This is a genomic window from Clostridium cuniculi (assembly GCF_004353185.1).
Classification (GTDB): domain Bacteria; phylum Bacillota; class Clostridia; order Clostridiales; family Clostridiaceae; genus Clostridium; species Clostridium cuniculi.
The window spans coordinates 25,928-49,420 of sequence record NZ_SMUS01000015.1 but is presented as its reverse complement, the minus strand read 5'-3'; the positions used below and the strand labels follow the sequence as shown (position 1 = coordinate 49,420).

The 23,493-nt window shown below is 27.9% G+C and carries 21 protein-coding genes, 1 pseudogene, 1 riboswitch and 1 other annotated feature; of the genes and pseudogenes, 1 reads left to right on the top strand and 21 read right to left on the bottom strand.

The features are described from left to right. Positions 1-35: 35 nt before the first annotated feature. Positions 36-425 (bottom strand): annotated as a pseudogene (locus EJJ37_RS09445) (tryptophan--tRNA ligase); the annotation flags it as partial. Between the two features lie 67 nt (positions 426-492). Between EJJ37_RS09445 and EJJ37_RS09440 the strand changes: the two are divergent. Beyond that, positions 493-1,470 (top strand): biotin--[acetyl-CoA-carboxylase] ligase, encoded by a 978-nt coding sequence (locus EJJ37_RS09440; protein ID WP_243124861.1) that lies wholly within the window; start codon positions 493-495, stop codon positions 1,468-1,470. A 144-nt stretch (positions 1,471-1,614) separates the two neighbouring features. On the opposite strand, the gene EJJ37_RS09435 is transcribed toward EJJ37_RS09440, so the two are convergent. The 20 genes from EJJ37_RS09435 to EJJ37_RS09340 all read right to left on the bottom strand — a co-directional run bounded on the left by EJJ37_RS09435 (position 1,615) and on the right by EJJ37_RS09340 (position 23,490). Beyond that, on the bottom strand, positions 1,615-2,385 hold the full coding sequence (locus tag EJJ37_RS09435) for a nucleoside phosphorylase (protein ID WP_133015329.1): 771 nt from the start codon (positions 2,383-2,385) through the stop codon (positions 1,615-1,617). 116 nt (positions 2,386-2,501) lie between these two features. Then, positions 2,502-3,149: an HAD family hydrolase gene (locus EJJ37_RS09430; RefSeq protein WP_133015328.1), complete on the bottom strand. Its 648-nt coding sequence runs from the start codon at positions 3,147-3,149 to the stop codon at positions 2,502-2,504. A gap of 3 nt (positions 3,150-3,152) precedes the next feature. Next, entirely contained in the window at positions 3,153-3,614 is a 462-nt protein-coding gene (gene ribH / locus EJJ37_RS09425) for a 6,7-dimethyl-8-ribityllumazine synthase (protein ID WP_133015327.1), read from the bottom strand. A 66-nt stretch (positions 3,615-3,680) separates the two neighbouring features. Then, positions 3,681-4,883 carry a bifunctional 3,4-dihydroxy-2-butanone-4-phosphate synthase/GTP cyclohydrolase II gene (locus EJJ37_RS09420; RefSeq protein ID WP_133015326.1) on the bottom strand — a complete coding sequence of 401 codons (1,203 nt, stop codon included), beginning with the start codon at positions 4,881-4,883 and terminating at the stop codon, positions 3,681-3,683. Positions 4,884-4,904: 21 nt separating this feature from the next. Beyond that, positions 4,905-5,561 (bottom strand): riboflavin synthase, encoded by a 657-nt coding sequence (locus tag EJJ37_RS09415; protein WP_133015325.1) that lies wholly within the window; start codon positions 5,559-5,561, stop codon positions 4,905-4,907. A gap of 11 nt (positions 5,562-5,572) precedes the next feature. Further along, on the bottom strand, positions 5,573-6,655 hold the full coding sequence (ribD, locus tag EJJ37_RS09410) for a bifunctional diaminohydroxyphosphoribosylaminopyrimidine deaminase/5-amino-6-(5-phosphoribosylamino)uracil reductase RibD (protein ID WP_133015324.1): 1,083 nt from the start codon (positions 6,653-6,655) through the stop codon (positions 5,573-5,575). A 282-nt stretch (positions 6,656-6,937) separates the two neighbouring features. Further along, a riboswitch (FMN riboswitch) is annotated at positions 6,938-7,052 on the bottom strand. A 61-nt stretch (positions 7,053-7,113) separates the two neighbouring features. After that, positions 7,114-7,731 (bottom strand): flavodoxin family protein, encoded by a 618-nt coding sequence (locus tag EJJ37_RS09405; protein WP_133015323.1) that lies wholly within the window; start codon positions 7,729-7,731, stop codon positions 7,114-7,116. 142 nt (positions 7,732-7,873) lie between these two features. Next, positions 7,874-8,722: an NAD(P)-dependent oxidoreductase gene (locus EJJ37_RS09400; protein ID WP_133015322.1), complete on the bottom strand. Its 849-nt coding sequence runs from the start codon at positions 8,720-8,722 to the stop codon at positions 7,874-7,876. Between the two features lie 183 nt (positions 8,723-8,905). After that, complete coding sequence (locus tag EJJ37_RS09395; RefSeq protein ID WP_133015321.1) at positions 8,906-10,879, bottom strand: class I tRNA ligase family protein; 1,974 nt, start codon at positions 10,877-10,879, stop codon at positions 8,906-8,908. 63 nt (positions 10,880-10,942) lie between these two features. After that, positions 10,943-11,215, bottom strand: a binding site (T-box leader). 53 nt (positions 11,216-11,268) lie between these two features. After that, positions 11,269-12,702, bottom strand: a complete 1,434-nt coding sequence (locus EJJ37_RS09390) for an aryl-sulfate sulfotransferase (protein ID WP_133015320.1) — start codon at positions 12,700-12,702, stop codon at positions 11,269-11,271. 22 nt (positions 12,703-12,724) lie between these two features. Then, positions 12,725-13,717: an ABC transporter substrate-binding protein gene (locus tag EJJ37_RS09385; protein WP_133015319.1), complete on the bottom strand. Its 993-nt coding sequence runs from the start codon at positions 13,715-13,717 to the stop codon at positions 12,725-12,727. A gap of 128 nt (positions 13,718-13,845) precedes the next feature. Then, the gene (locus EJJ37_RS09380; protein WP_133015318.1) at positions 13,846-14,619 is read right to left on the bottom strand and encodes an ABC transporter ATP-binding protein; all 774 of its coding nucleotides are present in this window, start codon (positions 14,617-14,619) and stop codon (positions 13,846-13,848) included. Between the two features lie 10 nt (positions 14,620-14,629). After that, the gene (locus tag EJJ37_RS09375; RefSeq protein ID WP_204596858.1) at positions 14,630-15,448 is read right to left on the bottom strand and encodes an ABC transporter permease; all 819 of its coding nucleotides are present in this window, start codon (positions 15,446-15,448) and stop codon (positions 14,630-14,632) included. Between the two features lie 15 nt (positions 15,449-15,463). Further along, positions 15,464-15,610, bottom strand: a complete 147-nt coding sequence (locus EJJ37_RS09370) for a YezD family protein (protein ID WP_193553919.1) — start codon at positions 15,608-15,610, stop codon at positions 15,464-15,466. 232 nt (positions 15,611-15,842) lie between these two features. Beyond that, a complete protein-coding gene (locus tag EJJ37_RS09365; protein ID WP_133015316.1) occupies positions 15,843-16,472 on the bottom strand; it encodes an NUDIX hydrolase N-terminal domain-containing protein in 630 nt (209 codons plus the stop codon). 61 nt (positions 16,473-16,533) lie between these two features. Then, complete coding sequence (locus EJJ37_RS09360) at positions 16,534-16,944, bottom strand: peptide deformylase (protein WP_133015315.1); 411 nt, start codon at positions 16,942-16,944, stop codon at positions 16,534-16,536. A 320-nt stretch (positions 16,945-17,264) separates the two neighbouring features. Next, positions 17,265-20,354, bottom strand: coding sequence for a Cna B-type domain-containing protein (locus EJJ37_RS09355; protein WP_133015314.1), 3,090 nt, complete (start codon positions 20,352-20,354; stop codon positions 17,265-17,267). Then, positions 20,335-20,535 carry a hypothetical protein gene (locus EJJ37_RS09350; protein ID WP_133015313.1) on the bottom strand — a complete coding sequence of 67 codons (201 nt, stop codon included), beginning with the start codon at positions 20,533-20,535 and terminating at the stop codon, positions 20,335-20,337. The genes EJJ37_RS09355 and EJJ37_RS09350 overlap by 20 nt, the downstream gene beginning before the upstream one ends. 126 nt (positions 20,536-20,661) lie before the next feature. After that, positions 20,662-22,188, bottom strand: a complete 1,527-nt coding sequence (locus EJJ37_RS09345) for a chondroitinase-B domain-containing protein (RefSeq protein WP_133015312.1) — start codon at positions 22,186-22,188, stop codon at positions 20,662-20,664. Between the two features lie 48 nt (positions 22,189-22,236). Next, the gene (locus tag EJJ37_RS09340) at positions 22,237-23,490 is read right to left on the bottom strand and encodes a radical SAM/SPASM domain-containing protein (protein WP_133015311.1); all 1,254 of its coding nucleotides are present in this window, start codon (positions 23,488-23,490) and stop codon (positions 22,237-22,239) included. Positions 23,491-23,493 lie beyond the last annotated feature (3 nt).

The following is a 23,493-nucleotide window of genomic DNA, read 5'->3' as shown; positions in this document are numbered from 1 at the left end:
TTATATAGATTTTTTTTGATGTTGTCACATTAATACTATTTTGTAAAATACTCTAATCCTATTGCTTTCCTAACTTCTAATAAAGTATTTGAAGCTAACTCTCTAGCATTAATACTCCCTTCCTTTAAAATATCATATACATAACCGATGTCACTTTCATACATTTTTCGATTATTTCTTATTGGCTTCAATTCTGCTTGAATTATTTCATTTAAATATTTTTTTACTTTTACATCACCAAGCCCACCCCTTTGATAATGTTCCTTCATTTCCTTTAATTTATCTTTTTCTCTACAAAATGCATCTAGATAAGTAAAGACAATATTATTTTCAACATTTCCAGGATCATTTACACTTATATGATTAGGATCAGTATACATAGACATAATCTTCTTTTTTATATATTCACTTTTTATTGTTAACCATTTTTAATATTTTGATTGACGAAATATTTTTGAGTCGATATAATTTTTTTCTAGGAGGTAATTTATTATGTTAAAAAGTAAAGTTTTAAAAGTTTTAGAAGAAAATAAAGGAAAAACAGTTTCTGGTGCTGAAATCGCCAAAACTTTAAATCTATCAAGAACTTCAATTTGGAAAGCTATAAATTCATTAAGAGATGATGGATATAATATTAATGCTGTAACAAATAGAGGTTATTCTCTAGCTGATAATACTGATCTTATATCTAAAGAAGGTATTTCTCTATATTTAAATAAAGAATTTTCAAATATAGATATATATACTTATAAAACAACTTCCTCTACTAATGAAGTTGCAAAAAAATTAGTTTTAACTGGGGCCAAACACGGAACTGTTGTTATTTCAGAAGAACAAACAGCAGGTAAAGGTAGAATGGGAAGAACATTTTACTCTCCAGCTAATACAGGTATTTATATGAGTATTGTATTACGTCCAAATCTAACAGCAATGGATTCAGTACTAATTACAACCTCTTCATCTGTAGCCATATGTGATGCAATACATAAAGTTACAGGTATAGAATGTCAAATTAAATGGATAAATGATATTTATATAAATAATAAAAAAGTAGGAGGTATCTTAACTGAAGCTTCAACTAATTTTGAAAGTGGAACTATCGACTACTTAATTTTAGGAATAGGAATTAATTTTAATAATCCTAAGGATAATTTCCCAGATGACCTTAAAGAAATCGCAGACTCTCTTTATAAAGGTAATAGTAATGGTATAAATAGAAATATACTTTGTGCAGAAATACTAAATAATATTTTAAGTATTATTCCCAAAATTAAAGAATATAACTTTATTTCAGAATATAAGAAAAGAAGTATTATTCTAAATCAAGAGATAATGTATACAAGTGGTGGAATTTATTCCAAGGGTAGGGCTATTGATATAAATAATGATGGTTCTTTAGTAATAAAACATGATGATGGCTCTATAAAAATATTAAATTCAGGTGAAATAAGTATTAGGAGGTTGAGTTAAATAGAAAAGTTTATTGTTATTCAAATTATCCATTATGTTAATGAAAATTCAAAAACAATATAAATAGAGTCTGCATCAAAATACTTATATATAAGTTTTGATACAGACTTCTTTGGAATGATCAAAGTAATTTAAATATTTAAATCATTTTATACTAATAACAGAATCTAGGCATAAAGATAAAGCAATCTCAAATGAATCTCCACCCCAGCCTCTCTCATCATAATTTTCTATATCAGCCAATGTATCTGCTGTAAATAAAATTTGTCCAAATATTATGTTCCTAAAACTAGAACATGCTGCTAAGGCTGAGCATTCCATTTCAACAACAGAGCACCCCTCACTTCTTCTATAATCAACCTTATCTTTAGTCTCTCTAAAAAAACCATCAGTACTCCATGTTATGCATTCTATATATGAATAATTATTTTCATTTAATGCAAATTCAATAGCTTTTAATCCAATTGGATTTAACTCAATAAATCTTGAAGGTTTTAAATAATGATATGAAGTTCCCTCATCTCTTAATGCCTTTGTTGGAACTAAAAAAGTGTTTTCTGGTATATCAATCAACGCACCACATGAACCAGCCGATATTACTTCTTTAACTCCATAACTAATTAACCAATCTAATATTTGAGTTGCTGGTGCAGAACCTACAGGAGCTTGACATAAACATATTTCATAGCCTTTATAATTAGTTATGTATATAGGATATGATTTAGTTGCTGATTCAAATTCGGCAACTACCTTACAATTGTGTTTATTAGCATACTCATCAATATGCTTACCTAAAAAAGCAAAGACTGCTTTCTTAGGTAGTTTTAACTCTAATTTCTCATGATTAGGCATTATAACTGAAAGTTCATTATCATCATATTCTAATATTGGTATTTCATTTTTAATAATTGTCATAATACACCTCCTTATAAACACCCATATACCATATTTCTTTTATTCTACATGTACTACCATTATTCCTTTAATATATCTACTATTAACTTTTTTAAAAGAGATATAGCTAATAAAAGCTATATCCCTAATATATGGATAATATCCTTAATATTCTCTATAATATAATCAGCATCTTTAAGTTCATCATCATTTCCATAGCCATAACTACAACCAATAGAAAATAAATTATGCTTTTTTGCCAATTCTACATCAACAAATCTATCACCAACAACAATAAAATCTCCTTGGTACTTTTCCTTAATAAACTTAAAAATTTCATACTTAGGAATAAAGTCAAAATCTTCACTACAATAAAAATCTATAAAATACTTATTTAAATTAAATTTTTCTATATGTTTATTCATATAACTAGACTTACAATTACTTAAAAATATTAATTTATATCCATATTCATTTAATTTATTAAGTGTTTCAATAGCACCATCATATAACTGAGCTTCTCCTTTATCTATATATTCAATCATAGCTTGTCCTATAATTGAACTACACTTCTCTTTTTCACACTTTGGCAGATTAGGCATAAATGTATTCCACATATCCTTTGCACTTAAACCAAGAAACTTACTTATTTCTTCTTCTTCAAACTCTCTTTTCTTTGCATAACCATTAGCAACTAAATAATCATAAGCTTTCATAAAAGAAGGTTTATATATTTTTATACTATTATGCAGAGTGCCATCATAATCAAAAATAATGTATTTCATAGACTAGAAGTTCTTTAAAAGGTTAACCATTTCAATAGCCGTAACCGCTGCATCGTATCCCTTATTACCTGATTTAGTACCAGCTCTTTCTATAGCTTGTTCTATGCTATCTGTAGTTAATACTCCAAATATTACTGGCTTTTCAGTTTGAAGTGATACACTTGCAATTCCTTTTGAAGCTTCAGCACAAACATAATCAAAATGAGGAGTTAATCCCTTTATAACTGCACCTAAGCAAATTACTACATCATATTTATCATTTTTTGCCATTTTCTTTGCTACTAATGGTATCTCAAATGCTCCTGGAACCCACGCAACATCAATATTATTTTCATCTACTCCATGTCTTTTTAATCCATCTAAAGCTCCACCTAATAACTTTGATACTATAAATTCATTAAATCTTCCTACCACTATTCCAACTTTAAGCCCTTGTGCCACTAAATTTCCTTCTAATATTCTCATTTATTTTTCCTCCTAAAATTTAATTTATTTTATATAAATTTTTAATTCATAATTTATCTAATAATTTTAAAGTATATGTCCAAGTTTTTCTTTTTTAGTTTGCAAGTAAAACTCATTTTTTTCGTTGTGATTCATTTTAATTGGAACTCTATTTACAATTTCTATGCCATACCTTTCTAATCCATCTATCTTTCTTGGATTATTAGTCATTAAATTAACTTTAGAAACACCTAAATCCTTTAAAATTGCAGCTGCAACATCGTAACTTCTCATGTCTGCGGGAAAACCTAACATTTCATTTGCTTCTACAGTGTCAAATCCTTTATCTTGAAGTGAATAAGCCTTTAATTTATTTATAAGTCCTATTCCTCTTCCCTCTTGCCTCATATAAAGTAAAATTCCGCAGCCTTCTTCAGCAATTCTCTTCATAGCTGCATCATATTGTTCTCCACAATCACATCTCTTAGAGCCTAGAGCATCTCCTGTTAAACATTCAGAATGTACTCTAGTTAATACTTCAGTCTTTTTATTTATTTCACCCTTAACTAAAGCAACATGATGTTCACCATTTAACTTATTTATAAAGCCAAACATTTTAAAATCACCATATCTAGTTGGCATTTTAGTTTCTACTACTCTTTCTACTAAAGTTTCTTTCTCCTCCATTTTTCTTCTATATTCAATTAAGTTTTTAATTGTAATTATTTTCAAATTATGCTCATTTGCAAATTTTATTAAATCTGATGTTCTAGCCATGGTCCCATCATCCTTCATAATTTCACATATAACTCCAGCACCTTTTAATCCAGCAAGTTTAGGCAAATCTACTGCTGCTTCTGTATGACCATTTCTTTCTAATACCCCACCTTTTTTAGCTATTAAAGGAAATACATGTCCTGGTCTCCTAAAATCATCTGGTTTTGAGCTTTCATCTAATACCTTTTGAATTGTTAAGGCTCTTTCAAAAGCAGATATACCGGTAGTTGTATCAATATGATCAATAGCCACGGTAAAAGCAGTTTCATGATTATCTGTATTTTTTTCAACCATTGGTCCTATTTTTAGTCTCTTTAATCTTTTTTCTTCAACTGGCATACAAATAAGTCCACGTCCATATTTAGCCATAAAGTTTATAGCTTCACCTGTAACTTTTTCTGCTGCCATTAATAAGTCTCCTTCGTTTTCTCTATCTGGATTATCAACAACAATAATAATTTTTCCTTCCTTTATCTCTTTAATCGCATCTTCAATTGTATTAAATTTATACATATTTACATACTTCCTTTCACTTTAAAAAAATCCATTTATCTTCAAAAAATCTTCTGTTATTGATGCACTTTTATTACATTTATCCATAGGTGCAAGCTCCATAAGCTTTTCAACATATTTAGAAATAACATCACATTCAAGATTAACTGTATCACCGTTAGTTTTATTTAATAATGTAGTTTCCTGTGCAGTATGTGGTATTATTGAAACCTTAAAGCTTTTATCATCTACATATGCAACTGTTAAACTTATACCATCAATGGTTATTGAACCTTTTAAAACTATATATCTTAAAATATTATTTGTAGTTTTTATAGTAACCCAAGTAGCATTATCTTCTTTTATTGATGAAATAATTTCGCCAGTTCCATCTATATGTCCACTTACAATATGACCACCTAATCTACTTTGTAACGACAATGCTCTTTCTAAGTTAACTTTACTTCCTACCTTTAAATCTCCTAAATTGCTTCTTCTTAATGTTTCAGCCATAACATCGGCTTCAAAACTATTTGTTTTTAAAGATGCTACAGTAAGGCATACCCCATTAGTACAAATACTATCTCCTATCTTTGTATTCTCTAAAACCTTATTTGCTTTAATTAATAATTTTGAAGATTTGCTACCTTTTTTTATTTCCTGTATAATACCTAATTCTTCAATTATACCTGTAAACATATAATCACCACCTAATCTATATATCCTTCAACTAAAATATCTTCATCCAGAATATTGATAGCAATGTTTTTCAATTTAAAAGCATCTTTTAATTTATCTATTCCTCTCCCACCTACTGGAGTTTTAGAAGATTCTCCACCTATAATTTTAGGAGCTATATAAATCATTACTTTATCAACTATATTTTCTTCTAAAGCAGAATAATTAAGTGTTGCTCCTCCTTCTAACAAAATACTATCTATACCTAATTCTCCAAGCTTTTTAATAAGAGCATTTAAATCAACTTGTCCATTCTTTTCATCTATAATTATCACCTTAATATTTTTCTTTAATAACTCTTGCATACTATTTATATTTGCTCTTTTAGTAGTTACTATTATTGTTTTATTATCTTTATTTTGTAATACCTTAGAATTGATAGGTATTCTTAATGTACTATCAACAATAATTCTTATTGGATCATTTCCATTTTTTATTCTACAAGTTAATTCTGGATTATCTTTAATTACAGTATTTACTCCTACCATAATTGCTGAAAATTTATTTCTTAAATTATGAACTTGTAATCTTGATTTTTCAGAACTAATCCATTTAGATTCACCATTTCTTGTGGCTATTTTCCCATCTAAAGACATTGCAGTTTTTAATACCACATACGGCTTTTTAGTCAATATATATTTTATAAATATCTCGTTAAGCTTTTTACATTTATCTTCTAATACACCAACCTTTACTTCTATACCAGCCCTTTTTAATTTATCTAATCCATTTCCAGCCACTAATGGATTAGGATCAATCATTCCAATAACTACCCTCTTAATCTTACTTTGAATTATTTTATCTACACATGGTGGTGTTTTGCCATAATGAGAGCATGGCTCTAAAGTCACATACATAGTAGCTCCACTTGGATCTTCCTTTAAACTTTCAAATGCATTTACTTCAGCATGTCCTTCTCCGTACTTTTCATGATATCCTTCTCCAATTATAGTCCCATCCTTAACAATTACAGCTCCAACCATTGGATTTGGATTTACTTTTCCTTCACCTCTTTTGGCTAATTCAATTACTAATTCCATAAATTTTTCATCCAAATTTATCACCTCACAATAAAATTAATTTAAATTTAATAAATCTTTCAAAAAATAAAAACCCTGAGTAAATAACTCAGGGCTTTTATTTTACAATTGCTTTTATATTATCAATTTATTTACAATTAGATTTAATAAAAATACTTAATAAATATAACTATAAAAAACAAAGTTTATAAAAATAAATCATATAAATTTTGTGAAAATATAAAAGCTCTGAAATATAAAATATTTCAGAGCATAAATACACAAAACTAATATAGTAATTAAAAATACTATATTTTCATTTATCTTCTTTCATCCAGACTTTACTGTCGGCCTCGGAATTTCACCGAATCTGCTAAAATAGCTCGCGGGCTTTACCGCCGGTAGGGAATTTCACCCTGCCCTGAAGATTTATTAAATTATAATTAAATATTATTACAAATACTATTTTTTGTCAAATGTTATTTAATTTATTTTTATCTAATAAAATTTGTTCTTTCAACTGGAACTAATTCAGGAAGTGGTACATTTTTAGCAGCTTCTTTACACTTAATTAAATAAGCCATATTTCTAGCTAATACCTTCATTGTTCTTACACCTTCTAAATCTTGTACAACTTCTTCTGGAGTATTTCCATGTATTTGATTCCAATAAACAGATGATACTATAGGCATCTCATTTATTGTAAAGTATTTATTTAACTGATCAAAGGCAGCGCTAGCTCCTCCTCTACGACATGAAACAATACTAGCACCAAACATATGCCTTAAATAATTTTTGTCTGTTGAGTAAAAAAGTCTATCTAAGAATGAAGTTACTGCTCCACTTGCAGATGCATAATGTACAGGTGAACCTACAATAAACCCATCTGCACTTTCCATTTCTTTACTTACTTCATTAACCAAATCATTATGAATACATTTTCCAAGCTTTCTACATCCATTGCATCCAATACAACCTATTACTGGTTTATTTCCAACCTCATAGAATTTAACTTCTATTCCCTCATTAATTAACTCTTTTTCAATTATCTTTAATGCTGTATATGTGCATCCTTTAGATTTTGGACTTCCATTAAGTAATATTACCTTCATTTAAAACTCTCCTCTAGAAAATTTTTATAACTATATATAAAACTTTAATTTATTTATAACTAATAAATTATATGAAAATTTAATTATTTAAGTACTATAAGTTAATACCTATCTATCTAAAACAACTACGTAAATCTATTTACTAATATTTTTCTATTATACTTTGAGTACCATAATCTCCGAAACCATTTTTCTCTAATTCCTCATACATCTCTAACACCTTGTTAAGAATAGGTAAATCTTCACCTTTTTCCTCCATAACTTCCTTAGCTATTTTCATATCCTTTATAAAATGCTTATTAAAGAATCCAGGTGCATAATCTTTTTCAATCATCTTATACCCATTGTTTTGAAGTTGCCAACTTCCAGCAGCCCCTTTTGATATAGCATCTAAAACAGTTTTAGGATCTAGACCAGATTTTTTTGCATACGTAATTGATTCAGCTACTGCCGCTACTGTACCTGCTATAGCAACTTGATTACTTGCCTTACAGTTTTGTCCACTACCGGCTTCACCTAAATAAATTATATTTTTACCCATACATTCAAATATACTATACATATATTCAAAATCCTCTTTATTTCCACCTACCATAATTGATAATGTAGCATTTTGTGCACCAATATCCCCACCTGAAACAGGTGCATCTAAAATATGAAATTTATCACCTAATTCATATAACCTTTTAGCAAGAATTGGTGATGAAGTAGTCATGTCAACTAAATACGCACCTTCCTTTGCATATTTAAAAATTCCTTCTTCACCTAAATAGACCTCTTCAACATCTTTTGGATAACCTACAATAGTAAATATTGCATCTGCATTTTTTACACATTCTTTAATACTATCTTTAACCTCTATTCCAAATTCCTTTAATGGTTCACACTTTGAAATTGTTCTGCTAAAAACAGAAACATTATGTCCACTTTTTGATAAGTTTTTAGCCATAGCACTTCCCATGACTCCAGTTCCAATCCAAGCTATATTCATTTTTTACCTCCATATTTTAAAATATTATATATTTTTCACACTATGATAATAATTTTATCATTTTCAACAATTATTTTCCATACTTTCTAAATACCTATATAAAAGTCACAGAGTTTCAAATTAGCTATTTTTAAATTTAAAAATAGTATCTAATTACTCTATGACTTTTTCTATTAAACCTATTTATTGATTAAATTGATGATCCATTTTTTTAAAGAAATCCACCTTTGGTTCAAGGAACTTAAAACTATGAGTATTAACATCATCAAAATACGATGTAATAGGGTCTAGTATTTTATCCCAATTCCACAATTCATCACTTATATTTAAATACTCCTTAAACATTTCACAACCCTCTGGTGCTATTGGATGAACTAATATTGAAATAACTTTACATGCATAAAAACAATCTGCTAATACATTGGCCTTTAATTCCTGATTTTTGATATTATTTGTCCAATGCTTATTTACTTCTCTTATATATTCATCTAAAACATAGGCTATTCTGTGAAAATCTTGATTATACATATGCCTTTCATACTCATATACTGCTTTTTCAGTTAATAATTTAATCTTTTCACTAACTTCATTCATTGGAATTCGTTCATTCATATTTTGAAGTGTATAAAAGCATGAACGAATAAGTCTATTAAATACATTTGTTAAAAGATTACCTTCTTTTAGAACTGGATCAGCACCTACTTTTTCTTCTTCCTTCATATAAACTTGTGGCTTAAATCCAACACTTTTAGATGATAATCCTAAGCTCATAAAATGCATACGTAATTGATCTTTAGTATAAAACTTTAACAACTCATCGGCCATTGGAGGTTTAATATCAGAACTACTACTTGCTTTTTTATCCATAAATAGGATGTGTTTATTAGCAACTATATGAGGTAATTTTACTTTAGTAATATCTACATTCTCTCCCTTTGCAAAATTTAATCCAATAAACATAGCCATTTCTGCAATAGAGTAAAAGTAAATATTATCTTCTCCTATAAATTGATATACCATTGAATTATCATCTTCCCAATAACTTTTCCACTTATTTGTATCCTCTCCCATTGACTCTAAATAAGTTTTAGTAAAAGAAATTGGAGCCCATAACGATTCTGGCCATACCCAAAATGTAAGATTTTTTAAATCATCTTTATCTGGCACCTTTACTCCCCAAGAAATATTTCCTGATAATCTAAATGGAACTAATGTCTTCCCACTTGTATAGTGAATGTTTAAGCTATCAAGTACTTCCTTAGCTATATCTCTATACTCAAGGTTTTCAAAAACAAAAGAGATTGATGATTTTTTCTCTTCATCTATAGTTTCATGCTTTGGTAATCTTTTCTCTAACTCATTAAGATTATCAATATATTTTCTTGGAACATATATTAATGGATTCTTTAAAAACTCTTCTATAGCCTTAATTTCATATTTTCTTCTATTTGTATTTTTCTTTAAAAAATCATTAAGTCCCTTCATAATTTCTATAGACTCATCTAAAGTAAAATACCAATTATCTACACTTCTTAATATTGGCTTCTTTCCAGATAATGTACTAATGGGATTAATAAGCTCAGATGCCATATATTGATGTCCTAATGAACATTCCTCAGCATATGCTTTATCAGAATTACAGCCTGAAATGGGACATTTTCCAGTAACTTGCCTTCCATTAAGAAAAGTTTTTTTATCTTCATCATAAAATTGTAATGCTGACATCTTTTCTATATAACCATTTTCAAATAAAGTATTAAATATTTCTTCAGAAACTTCATTATGAATTTCTCCAGATCTTCCAAGAGCTGAAGCTCCAAATATATTTAAACTAATATCATAATCTTCTAAGGTTTTCTTTTGACTTAAATGATTAGTTTTAACATACTCTTCTATAGTATCTTTATATCCTTCTTCTTTTAATTTTCTATAACTTTCAAGTATAGGTGAGCCATAACAATCTGTACCAGATACAAAAATAACATTTTCTTTGCCTATTCGATCTCTTAAAAATCTTGCAAATATATCTGCATGAATAAACATACCTCCAACATGCCCAAAGTGGAGATTTTTATTTCCATAAGGCATCCCAGCTGTAACAACAGCCCTTTTAGGGAAAATTGGGCTTTCATTTTTTTCTAATCTTTTACTTATCATATTATATACTCCTTTTTATTTGTTTATAATTGAACGTCAAAAAGCCCCTGTAGAATAAAATTCTACAGGGGCGAAAACTCTATTTCGCGGTACCACCCTTATTTTCTTAAAATGTTACCATTTTAAGCTCTTCAAGTACACCATTATCTAAAGTTATATAAATCATACTCTAGTTCTGTAACGTGAACCTACGTCATAGCATCACTTATAATTTAATATTATAAGATCCGTATGCAGCTCCGAGCCTTGTTTCATTATGACCTCATAATTTCCTTTCAGCAACTGGAAACTCTCTGTGTAATCATTCATAATTACTCTTCTCTTCATAGCTTTTTGATAATTATATATCTTATAGTATTACCTGTCAAACATATTTTATAACTTAATATTTATTTCTCATTACTAGATATTACACAAAAAGCTCCTTTACTATCATACTCTTTAGCTCCTTCAATAATAGAAACTTTCATCGCACCACTAGATGCAGCACCTGGAACTCTAAAGTTTTTAATATCTATTTTTTCTATAGATATTTCTTCTGGTTTTCCAAACTGTGGCACCCAATCATATGGATATCTATAACTTCTATAAACCATATTCATATTGATTTTATTTTTATAAGGATTAATAAATTCCCAAACTATTTCATGTTCTTTTGTTACTTCAAAAATTCTTCCATCTGAGCCCTCAGTTATTAATGTATTACCATTAGGTAATCTTTGAGCGCCACTTACAAATGGACTATAAAATCTACTAGAATCTAAAGGCTCAATTAAGCCAGCTTCAGCAGGTGTATATTGCCATACAATTTCTAATGTAGTTGGATCTATTTCTAATACCCTTGAATAATCTCTTTTTGCATTTTGTCTTCCAGTAGGAGAACTTGGATTTGGAGCTCCATATCCAGCCCATCCACCATTATCAAAAATAAGTATATTCCCTTCACCCGGTAATCCCCTTGGAATCATATGAACATGGTGTTGGCCTATAATCCATCCTATTTTTCTTACTTCTTCATTTTCATTATAATTTGGTCCTAATTTCCATACTATTTTTCCTGTGCTTTTTTCAATTATTGCTATTATATTTGCCTCACGACTATCCCATATTATATTTCCTGGATTAAATCTCTCATCACCCTTATCATACCATTTGTTTGGTCCAAGTGTTGACATTGAATTTATATGAAGCCAATCACCCATTCCTCCACTAGCTGGTCTCATATTAGGATCTCTATAAAGAATATTTTTTGCAGCTTCATCAAAATTCAATTCATTAAAATGTTCATTAGCCTTCCATTCCCATATTATTTCTCCTTCCCAATTAACTTCAATTATTTTATCATCTAAAAGTAGTTGTTGTGATATCTCATTGTTTATAAGATTTTCATGACATAAAATTAATGTATTTCCTCTATCAACAAGTGGTTCACTATTAGGTGAATAATAACCAACTGAACTACCTTCTCTTTGATAATCATGATGCTGTCTTGCCATCCATTGTGGCATTTCACCTTTATCTTCTATATACTCTGTTTTATTAAACTTCCAAATAATATTACCTTCTAAATCTACTTGAATTAAATCAAGCATATCTTGCATACCATATTCAGGATTTCTTTCTCCTGTACTTCCAATTACAAAACCACCTGGTAAAAGCTTATTAGGAAAGCCTTTTAACCCCTTCCATAATTGAACCTCTCTACCATTCATATCTATTAATAATGCACCTAACTCATTTACTTGTAATAAAGTATATCCTCCCCATGCTTTTTCCTTATTGTATACTGTTACTCCTGTTGGATAAATAGTTGGATGTCCCATTTTTAATTCCTCCCTTAATATATTATTTATTTGCTTTTTCATAAAAAGATCTATCAATCCATGAATTTATATCAAAATCTTTAGATATGATATCGTTATTTAACATAAAATCCTTACTTGTTTCTAATTTTTTTATTGAATCTTCTGTAATATCTAAAGAAACAAAGTCAAATTTATTATCATCTTTTCCCATTAAAGTAGAAATAACTTCTTTGCTATAGCCTGTATTAGTTAATATATCAAATGCCTCATCAGGATTTTCTATTAAAAACTCCTTACCTTTTATTAAAGCTTTCAAAAATGCTACAACTGCATCTTCATTTTTATTTAAATATTTTTTATTACCGACAATTACAGTTTGAGCTGTAATATCTTCATGATCTTTAGATGAATCTAATGTCTTAGCAATTTTCTTGGTTTGTACTAATACCCCTTCGCCCCAATCGGTAGTTACTATAGCATCTATAGAATTACCTTGTAACGCTGATTCACCATCTGTAGTATTTATTAACTCAACTTCATCTAATTTTATGCCGTTCAAAGCTAATATCTCGTAAATATACTTATGCATATATGTCCCCTTTGTAAATCCTATCCTTTTTCCTTTAAGATCTTTTACAGATGATATATCTGAGTCAGTTCTAACAACTATAGCTGAAGTGCTATAATTATCTGTAATACCTATTAAACTTGTATCCACACCTTTGGATTCTATTAATATACCTGGGAAATCAGCATATATTGCAATATCAATTTCATTTGATGCTAATGCCTCATTTACTCCTGGTCCAGCAGATGGAAAACTTATATATTCAACACTATATCCAAGTTCTTTTAAATACGCGTCTATATATCCCTTTTCTTGAGCTATTCCAGCAACTCCAGCAAGAGCACTTTGGGTTCCTGGATATCCAATTCTAAACACTTTTTTATCGCTTGTCTTTGAACTATTCCCACAACTAACTAAAGTTAGTAAAGCAATTATTAAGACTAATTGTAATATAAACTTTTTCATTTTTATTTCTCCTTTCAAATAAAATAAGGAGGCTAAAATTATAAATTTTAAACTAATAAAATTTATAAGATTAACCTCCAGTTTTTCTGGTCAATTAATTGTATAATCATTATTCAATTCCTTTTCTTTTAAATTGTATATTCTACTGAAATATCCTCAGTATCAAAAAAATGTTTATATACTCGCTTCTTAATAGTTGCAAAATCATAACTACTTCTATCCCTTGGTTTACCAATGTCTACATTTATAATTTCCTTTATTTTACCTGGTCTAGAAGACATTACTATTATTCTATCAGCTAAATAAATAGCTTCTTCAATATCATGTGTAACCATAATCATTGTAGTTTTTTCTTTTTGCCAAATTTTCAAAATTTCATTTTGTAATTGAATTTTAGTTAAAGCATCTAACGCTCCAAAAGGTTCATCTAGTAATAATACCTTAGGATTATTTATTAATGCTCTTGCAATAGCTGCTCTTTGTGACATTCCTCCAGACAATTGATTTGGATATGCATTTTCAAACTCTTCTAATTTTACCATTTTTAAATGTTCTCTAATTAATTCATCATTTTCTTCTTTATTACTTTTATCTAAACCTAATGATATATTATCTCTTATAGTTAACCATGGAAATAGTCTATGCTCTTGAAAAATCATAGCTCTATCTTTATCTGGTTTGCATATTACTTCACCATCTAAAGTAACATTTCCATTATATTCTGTTATTAAACCAGCAATAATTTTTAAAAGTGTACTTTTACCACATCCACTATGCCCTACTATTACAACAAATTCTCCTTCATCTATTTTAAAATTTATATCTTTAAGAATTTCTATATCTTTATTATCAATATTGAAACTTTTATTTATATTATTTATAAAAAGAGTTCCTTTGTTCATATAAAATCACCTACGCTTTCTTATTCATCCATGGAGTAAGTATTTTAGAAATCCTATTTAGTATTTGCTCCATTAATAAGCCAATTATAGCAATCACAATCATTCCAACAAAAACAACTTCTGGTTGCATAAGGCTTCGAGCATCATTAATTCTATATCCTATACCAGATGTTGCAGCAATTATTTCAGCTCCAACTACAGCCATCCATGATACTCCAAGACCTAGTTTCAAACCAACAAATATTGAAGGAATTGCTGAAGGTAAATATATCTTTATAAATAATTTAAGCTTACTTAAATTATACATTTTACCTACTTCTATTAGCTTAGGATCTGTGCTCTTAATACCGCTTATAGTATTAATAAGTATAGGAAAAAAGGCAGCTAACACAATAACAATAATTTTTGATGTTTCCCCAATTCCAAACCATAAAACTATTAGAGGAATCCATGCAAGCATTGGTATTTGTCTAATAGATGTAAGAGTTAAATAGAAAAATGAATTTATATTTTTATTTATTCCCATCAATACTCCTAAAAAAACACCTAGTATTACCGCTATCAAATATCCTTGTATAACTCTAATAAAACTTGTTAATATATCATTTATCAGTTGTCCACTAGTTAATTGATTTACAAAAGACTCTATAACTTGTCCTATATTAGGCAATATTGCACTTGAAAAAATCCGCAATTTTGCTATTACAAACCAAACTATTAAAATCGTAATAGGCAAAAATAGTGATAAGAATTTACTATTGATTATGTGGAAATAATAATTTAATTTTTTACTGTAATTTGCTCTGTTATTAATTTTTACTTTCTGCAACTTTAACTTCCTCCATTATACTCTTATTTTTTCACTTCTTTCAATTTGAATTACTTTTCCATCTTGTACAACTAAAGTTAAGGTTCCATACTTAATTTCATTTAGAATATTTAGTATCACATTTAAGCTTTCACTAGATAAATTACTTTTTACATTATTCATTATAATGCCCCCTTTATAATAAAATGTAGTTTTCCTATAGGTTTACTAGTTTTTATAATATACATTATATGTATATTGCCTTTTCCTGTCAATGATTTAAATGTATTTTTTTAGAAATTTATATTTTTTAGAAATAAAAAACTCAAGAAATTATTTTTAATTCCTTGAGTTTCAATCCTTATAATTAATATTTATTTTATATTATCCTTTAATTTTTACAATTAATTAGAATTTAATCAAAGACGACTGTCCAATTTTCATCTTCTTTTGCTTTAAAGCACATCTCTATTTGCTCAAAATTAGATTTTTCATCAGAAAGATTAGGTAAATTATCAAGTGAAAAATACCCTATTTCTATAGTCTCTATATTTTCAATAAACTCTCCACCAATAAGATCGCATTGAACAAAAATCTTACATACCCCATATGGATAAAGGGGAGTATTATGTTTATTTCTATCTTGAATAGCTATAATTTTCTTAGCAATAACATCAAGACCAGCTTCTTCTTTTACTTCTTTTATAGTATTTGACTCTATTGATTCCAATACATCAACCCAGCCACCAGGCAATGACCAAGTACCACTTTTTTCATGAACCAATAGTATTTTCCCATCTTTAAAAATTGCTGCTCTAGTATCTAATTTAGGAGTTTGATACCCTTCTTCATTGCAAAACAAATTTTTAATTTTATTAACTGGAATTTCAGTTTTATAACTTAACATTTCAGCTGCAATATTCCTCAACTGTTCATATCGTTCTTTATCATATACATCCTTAGTATATGTTAATCCACATTGGGCAATGCTTTGTATTTCAATAGCCCATTTCAACCATGGTTCTTTTAAAAATGTATTATTCATAAATCCTCCAATTATTAAACTCACTCTAAAAATTTTTTATCACTAAAATCTAATTTCTAACCTATATTATTATGCCTTCAAAATGATCAATTTCATGCTGTATTATTTGTGCTGTAAATCCTTTAAATATCTGTCTTTGTTTCTTAAAGTTTCTATCTAAATATTCCACTTCTATTTTTTCATATCTAGTTGTTTTTCTAAATCCAATTAATGATAAACAACATTCCTCAGTCTCATAACTGTTCTCTTTATTTAATATAACTGGATTTATCATAGGTATAATAAGATCATCTATAGTAAATACTAATATACGCTTTTTAACCCCTATCATATTAGCTGCCATACCAACACAATATTCTAAATTTGCTCTTAATGTATCTGTCAAATCATCTATAACCTCTATATCATCTTTAGTAGCTGGCTCTGATTTTTGACTTAAAAATAATATATCTTTAACAATTGGTTTTATCATTTTTATTTCAACCTTTCTAATTTCAATTTAATACTCTCCTTAATAATTCTACACTATTTTCTTAAATGCTCTATTTTTCTCCGTTTTTTTATAATATACAAATTGTGATTTCATATTCTTCATTTTTATTTACTAAATTAAATCAATTTTAATGACTTTTAATATTAATGTGCCCATTACATCCTTACTATAGATTGATAACTCTCCTCTTCAAATTCAGTTATATAACGCTTTATATTACACTCTACCAATTTACACTACTTTAATAGAGAGAGTAGATAGATTTGTGTTTTATACAAATACATTTACTCTCCCTAATATTAATAATTTTCTTTTCTAGTAATTAGTATTTTCCCATATAAAATAATAACTAGTGATAATAATAAATATCCAACATTCGATAAATTTCCTGTTTTTGGTAAAATATTATTATTATCTTTTTGATCTTTTAGATCTTCTTCATCTATTATTATTTGTTTTTTAGTATTTGTCATTTCAGCTTTTACTATTTCTCCATTTGTTTTAATTTCAAATGGGAATAATGTTTCATCTATTACGTATCCTTCCGGTGCATCGAATTCTTGATAGTAGTACTTTCCGTATCCTAGCTCAAATGTTGCAATCCCTTTCTCGTCCGTTCTTCCCTCTGATATTACATTCTTATTTTCATCGTATATTCTAAATCCAGCGTTAGGTAATAATGTTCCATCTGCTACATCTGTTTTTGTTATTTCTAACTTTCCTACGATCTTTATATTTGTAACTGTGAATCCTAACTCAGCATTTCCTATAATAACACTATCATATCCAGTTACAACATCTTCTTTTATTGAATAATTAATTTCATCTCCAGTTGTTTGATCATACTTAGTTAGTCCACTAAAAGTATGCTTCCAATTATTATCTTTTGTTAACTTTACTGAATCAACTTCGACTCCATCAGCAAATAATCTAACAGTTGCACTTTCGGCTGCATCTCCAACCCATTTTTTAGTTACAGGAATATCTATAGTTTCTGTATTCGTATTTGTTATAACAAAACCATTTTGACTATCTCCTGAAATTAAAGAGTCATAACCTTGAAGTGAAACTTCTTCAATAGTATATGTAATTTCTTGTCCATCTTTATACTTTTCTAAATTAGTAAAAGTATATTGCCAATTATTTTGTTCATTTAATTCTTGAGTATCAACTTTTTTGCCATCTGCTAATAAGTTAACAGTTACACTTTTCGCTGCTGGTCCAATCCATTCTTTTGTTACTCCTACAGAAGTTTTTCCTGTAATAGTATTTGTAACTGTAAATCCTAACTCAGCATTTCCTGTAATAACACTATTATATCCTGCTACAGCATCTTCTTTTATTGAGTAACTAATTTCATTTCCTGTTGTTTGATCATACTTAGCTAGTCCACTAAAGGTATGCTTCCAATTATTATCTTTTGTTAACTCTACTGAATCAACTTCGACTCCATCAGCAAATAATCTAACAGTTGCACTTTCGGCTGCATCTCCAACCCATTTTTTCTCTACTGGTATAGATATTTTAGGCGTTTCTATGATTTCTTTTTTAGCATCTTCCATAGTTACTTCTATAGTAATATCATTTGAAGCAAATGTAATCCCAACTAAGTTTTGATAAGTTTTTCCGTCTTTTCCAGTCCCATCAATCCAACTAAAAAAATCTACAACTGAGCTTGCATTTTCAGCTTTAGGATTTAAATATGCATTAACTAAATCATTATAATAATTTGCTAAATCAAGATATTTATCTGTTAATCCATTTGTATTTTGCAATTTAGTATTTCCTGAAAGTACAGCATCTAATACAGCTTGTGTTCTAGAATATGCTTCACTATTAGTTAAATTATATTTTTGTTGATATCCATAATAATCTGTTGGATATCCTGCTAATAATAATTCCGCTAACTGTTCACGAGTAAAATCTACTGTTTGATTTTCTCTTAATATCTCATCATTTACATCACTTAATATCCAATGTTTATAGTGTGGATATGTTTTGTCTGATAATGATGGTAACGTAGGATTTAATACTACTTCTGGGTTATCTAAATCATGATTAATACAGTAAACTATACTTGAATTTTTTCCATCTGTAACATATCTTTCGCTATTATATCTATATCCAACATAATCTGTAGTATCTCCAATAACACTAATATTTCCTGTATTAATTGTATTATTACCTTTTACTGTAAAAGTAATAGGATCTGCTATTTCATACCCTTCTGGAGCAGATTTTTCAATAAGAGTATATGTTTTTCCATATTCCACTTGAATTTTCTTTGCCTCACCAGTTGTTGTCCACTCTTCTATTAACTTTCCACTTTCAGAAGTGCCTTCATACAAGCTTAATACTGCACCAATTAACTTATTATCTGTTCCTTTTTCTACTTTATCAATAACTACATTAGCATTAGTATTTTTAGATGGTAATTCTTTATTTTGATTTTTAGCACTAATAGATATATTACCTTGATTTAAAATTTCCTCAAAGCCTATCATATCCTGATATGTACTATCTGCTGCTTTATAATATACAGTACTAGTTGTACTATATTCATAACCTACTGTTGCTAAAAAATCATCTTGTACTATGCCTGAATAAACTATGTAAATTGAATCTCCAACTTTTACAGTCGAATTAATTTCAATATTAGTACTAGCATCATAAACTTTAACATTTTCCGGTAAATTATTAAATGATATTTCTCCATTATAATTTCCACCAATAGCTAAAGTATCAGATTTCCATACTCCATCTACTTCATTTAATACAACATCATTATCAATTATGACATCTCCATTATATCCATATTTCTCAAAGTAAGGACTATCAGGACTACCTGCATAATAACTTAAATCATACTCGTATGCAGTATCCTTCAAATAAGTCACTACATTTCCTTTTATAAAATCCCATATAGTCTGTTGAGTAAGATAATCTGCTCTTGAATCATCAATTCCCCACTCTTCTTGAAGCCCTGTTGCATTTGAAGGAAATCCTAAATATAGTAGTGTTGCAATCATTTCCTTTGTTACTTTACTTGTAGGCTCTGTTACATCAGATGAAAAAAAGTCAACCTTTGAGTACCCACTTGTTCCATTTATAGATGGTTGTATTTTATTTTGCTGATAACAGTAAACAGTTTTTTTAACTCCATTTTCAATAATGTAATACCAACCATTATTATCTTTATCATTATATATAGTAATATCAGATTTTTTTAGTAAATTTTCTTCTGAATTATTACTCTCTACACTTTTAAATAATCCTTGCGAATTATTGATTGTAGCCTGTACATATACACTTAACCCATTAGTTAATATACTAAAAATCATAATCATTCCTATTATAAACGCTAAGCTTTTATTTACCTTTGTTCTCATAACTTATAACATCATTCCTTTCTCTATTATTATCAAACTGTAATTCACCATAACCATATAATATAACTTTATCTACAATCCTATTTAATAAAATTACCTCTTCTGTAAGTCCACTTTCTAAATATAACTTACCTAAAATTGCCTTAATTACATCCAATTCACCATCCTCTAAATTAATCATATTATCTACATAATTGATAGATTAATAATATTTATATTCTATATTTTTTTACTTTTAATTATCCCCTCTTATATTATTTTTATTGTCCAAACCTTATTAACTAAATAATTGTTCTCAAAAAAATTATCAATTAGGAATTGATAATAACCAATTTGGACCTACTTGATTAAAATCTAGAGGCTTATTCTCATATATAGACCTATATGCTAACTCATTTAAGTTTAAACCATTTTCTAATCCTTGAATATTTTCTATTCCATCAATTTCTTTAACAAAAAACTCAACCTCATTATAATTAGGAATACTATTTCTATCTATTATACAAATATTATTTTTAATTCTATATTTTAAATTAGACGTATTAACAGTTTCATTATTATCATATCCATTTTCCAAATTACAATAAACATTGTTCTCTAATACATCTTGTCTTTCAATCTCTTTAAATTGATTATCAAATGCCAATTTAGTATTTCCATTAGATATAAAAATATTATTTATAAACTTATTTTCTTTTGTATTTTCAGTTAAACTATTTTCATTTATTCTACGAGTATAAAGCGCATCTAAACTTATACAATATTCTTGATTATCAAAGAATATATTATTTGCTATTATATTATTATATGCAAGAGCATGTTCTGATTCAGGTTCGCCAGGGTTTAAATATATAGCCGCATTCCCTCTACTAGTTATAGTCTTTTTTAATGAAAAATAATTATTAGCTATTATATGCCCGCTACCCCAAATAAACATTCCACCTGCTTCTTTTTTAGGATTTGTTCCAATAAAGTAATTTCCTATAGCTACTTGATTATCTCCATGTCTAAAATTTAATGTTCCCTGAGAGTTTTTAATCGTATTATTTAAATAAATATTCTCTTGTGATTTACTTGTTATTATTTCTGCTTCGGAATCTTGATTCTCAAATAAATTATTATCTACTAAGCATCTACCAATATCATTTCTATAGTATCCTATACGTATGGCACCACCTGAATTACCTTTCTTTTTAGGATTAGAAAAATAACAATGATCTATTCGATTATACTGAGCTTCACCCATCCCATTTTTATCTTTACTATTATTTAAATTTATTACCTGATCCCTTGTAGTTTTTCCAGTAAAACTACAATGATCTATTCGGTTATATTTTGGAACATGCCCTTGTGAGTCTAGCTCTGTAGTTATCCATGCTGAATCCACATTGTCAAAATTATGTATAGCTATATTGGTTATTCTATTATAATCACCATATATACTTATTAATCCTGGCCCATGTGTTTTCCATTCTTTCTTTTTTCTAGCTCCATCTCTAAAATATATACCATTTAACTCTATATAGTTACCTCTAATTTCAACTTTTGAATCACCAGAAAAAATAACATTTCCCTTATCTACAGCTTCTATAACTATTGGATTATCCATTTCCCCTGAATTATTTATTATAAGCTTTAAATCTTTATATTCTCCATTATTTAATAAGAGTTTATCTCCTGGTAATAAACTATCAACTTGTTTTTGTAAATCATTAATATTTTCTGGCGATACACTATATATTTCAGCTTTAACTATATTAGATTTTAAAATAAAAGCCATTGTAAAAATAATACTACTTATTAAAAAACTATTGATCTGTTTGTATTTAGTCATAAAACACCACTTCTCTCTTTATATAATAAAAATTATTTTTTATATTTACTATAATTCAAAATTATATCTAGATACTAAATATGCTTTTAATTGTGGTATTAATGTCATTGATAGTTCATTTTTATTACATCGATTTTGCCATGAACATCCCCCGAAACATATTGGTGCATATTCACAAGTATTAATACATTTTTTTTCTTCATTAACAAATTTATAAAATCTAGAATCTAAGATTTTCAAATCACCCGTATTAGTTATTTTACCTGATGATTTGTTATATAAAACTCCTGGACACTCATAAATATTCAACTCCTCATCAACAGCAAAACTATTAAAATGCCTAACCATACAAGGTCCTTCAACAAAATCTTTTTCAAACTTAAACTTCTTTTTAGCTAAATACATATATATATTATTTACTTCCTCTAAAATTTCTTTTTCTATCCCTTTATTGCACCCTAGTGATATGGTAGTTTGATTATCAAAGATAGGAACTATACTAATAGATATATACTCCATTAGATTATCTTTTTCTAATTGCTCTATAAAATCATATACATGAGAGATAGAGTTTTTATTTACATTTATTCTTAAAGCAACACGTCCCTTAAATAATTTACTAGCTTTCTTTAAATTTTGATATATTATATCAAAACTTCCATCTCCATTTGGGAATATTCTCATAGAATCATGTATTTCCTTTTTCCCATCTATTGTTATTTGAATTGTATTTAAATATTTATTTGTACTATTTAAAAATTCCTGTGTTAATTCAACACCATTAGTTATTAAACTTATATGCACCTTCAAACTTTCAGTTCTTAATTCATTTAAATTACTTATTATGCTTAATATCTTTTCTTTATTTAATAATGGCTCACCACCAAATAACACAATATTTAAACTTCTCATTTCAGAAGACTTCTTTTTTAACATTAAAAATATTTTCTCTATATTTTTTTCGTCTATATAATTACCTATATTTTTTTCTCTTATTGAATCTTGATAACAATATATACATTTCAAATTACATTTTTGAGTTAATGATAAAAAAATAGTCATGGCTTTTGGTGAATACTTTGCAGAATTTATTTTTTGCTTCATCACCTCTACTTCATCTATTCCATCTTCAATTAATATTCCAATTTCAGAAAGATATTTAATCTCTTCATCTTCTAATGTGTTTATAAGATAACTATTATATATATCTTTGTCCAATAATATTATACTTCGATTTAATAAATTATAAATAGCTACATCTTTTTTACCTAAAATTTCTATATTATACTTAGATTTTTTCATTTT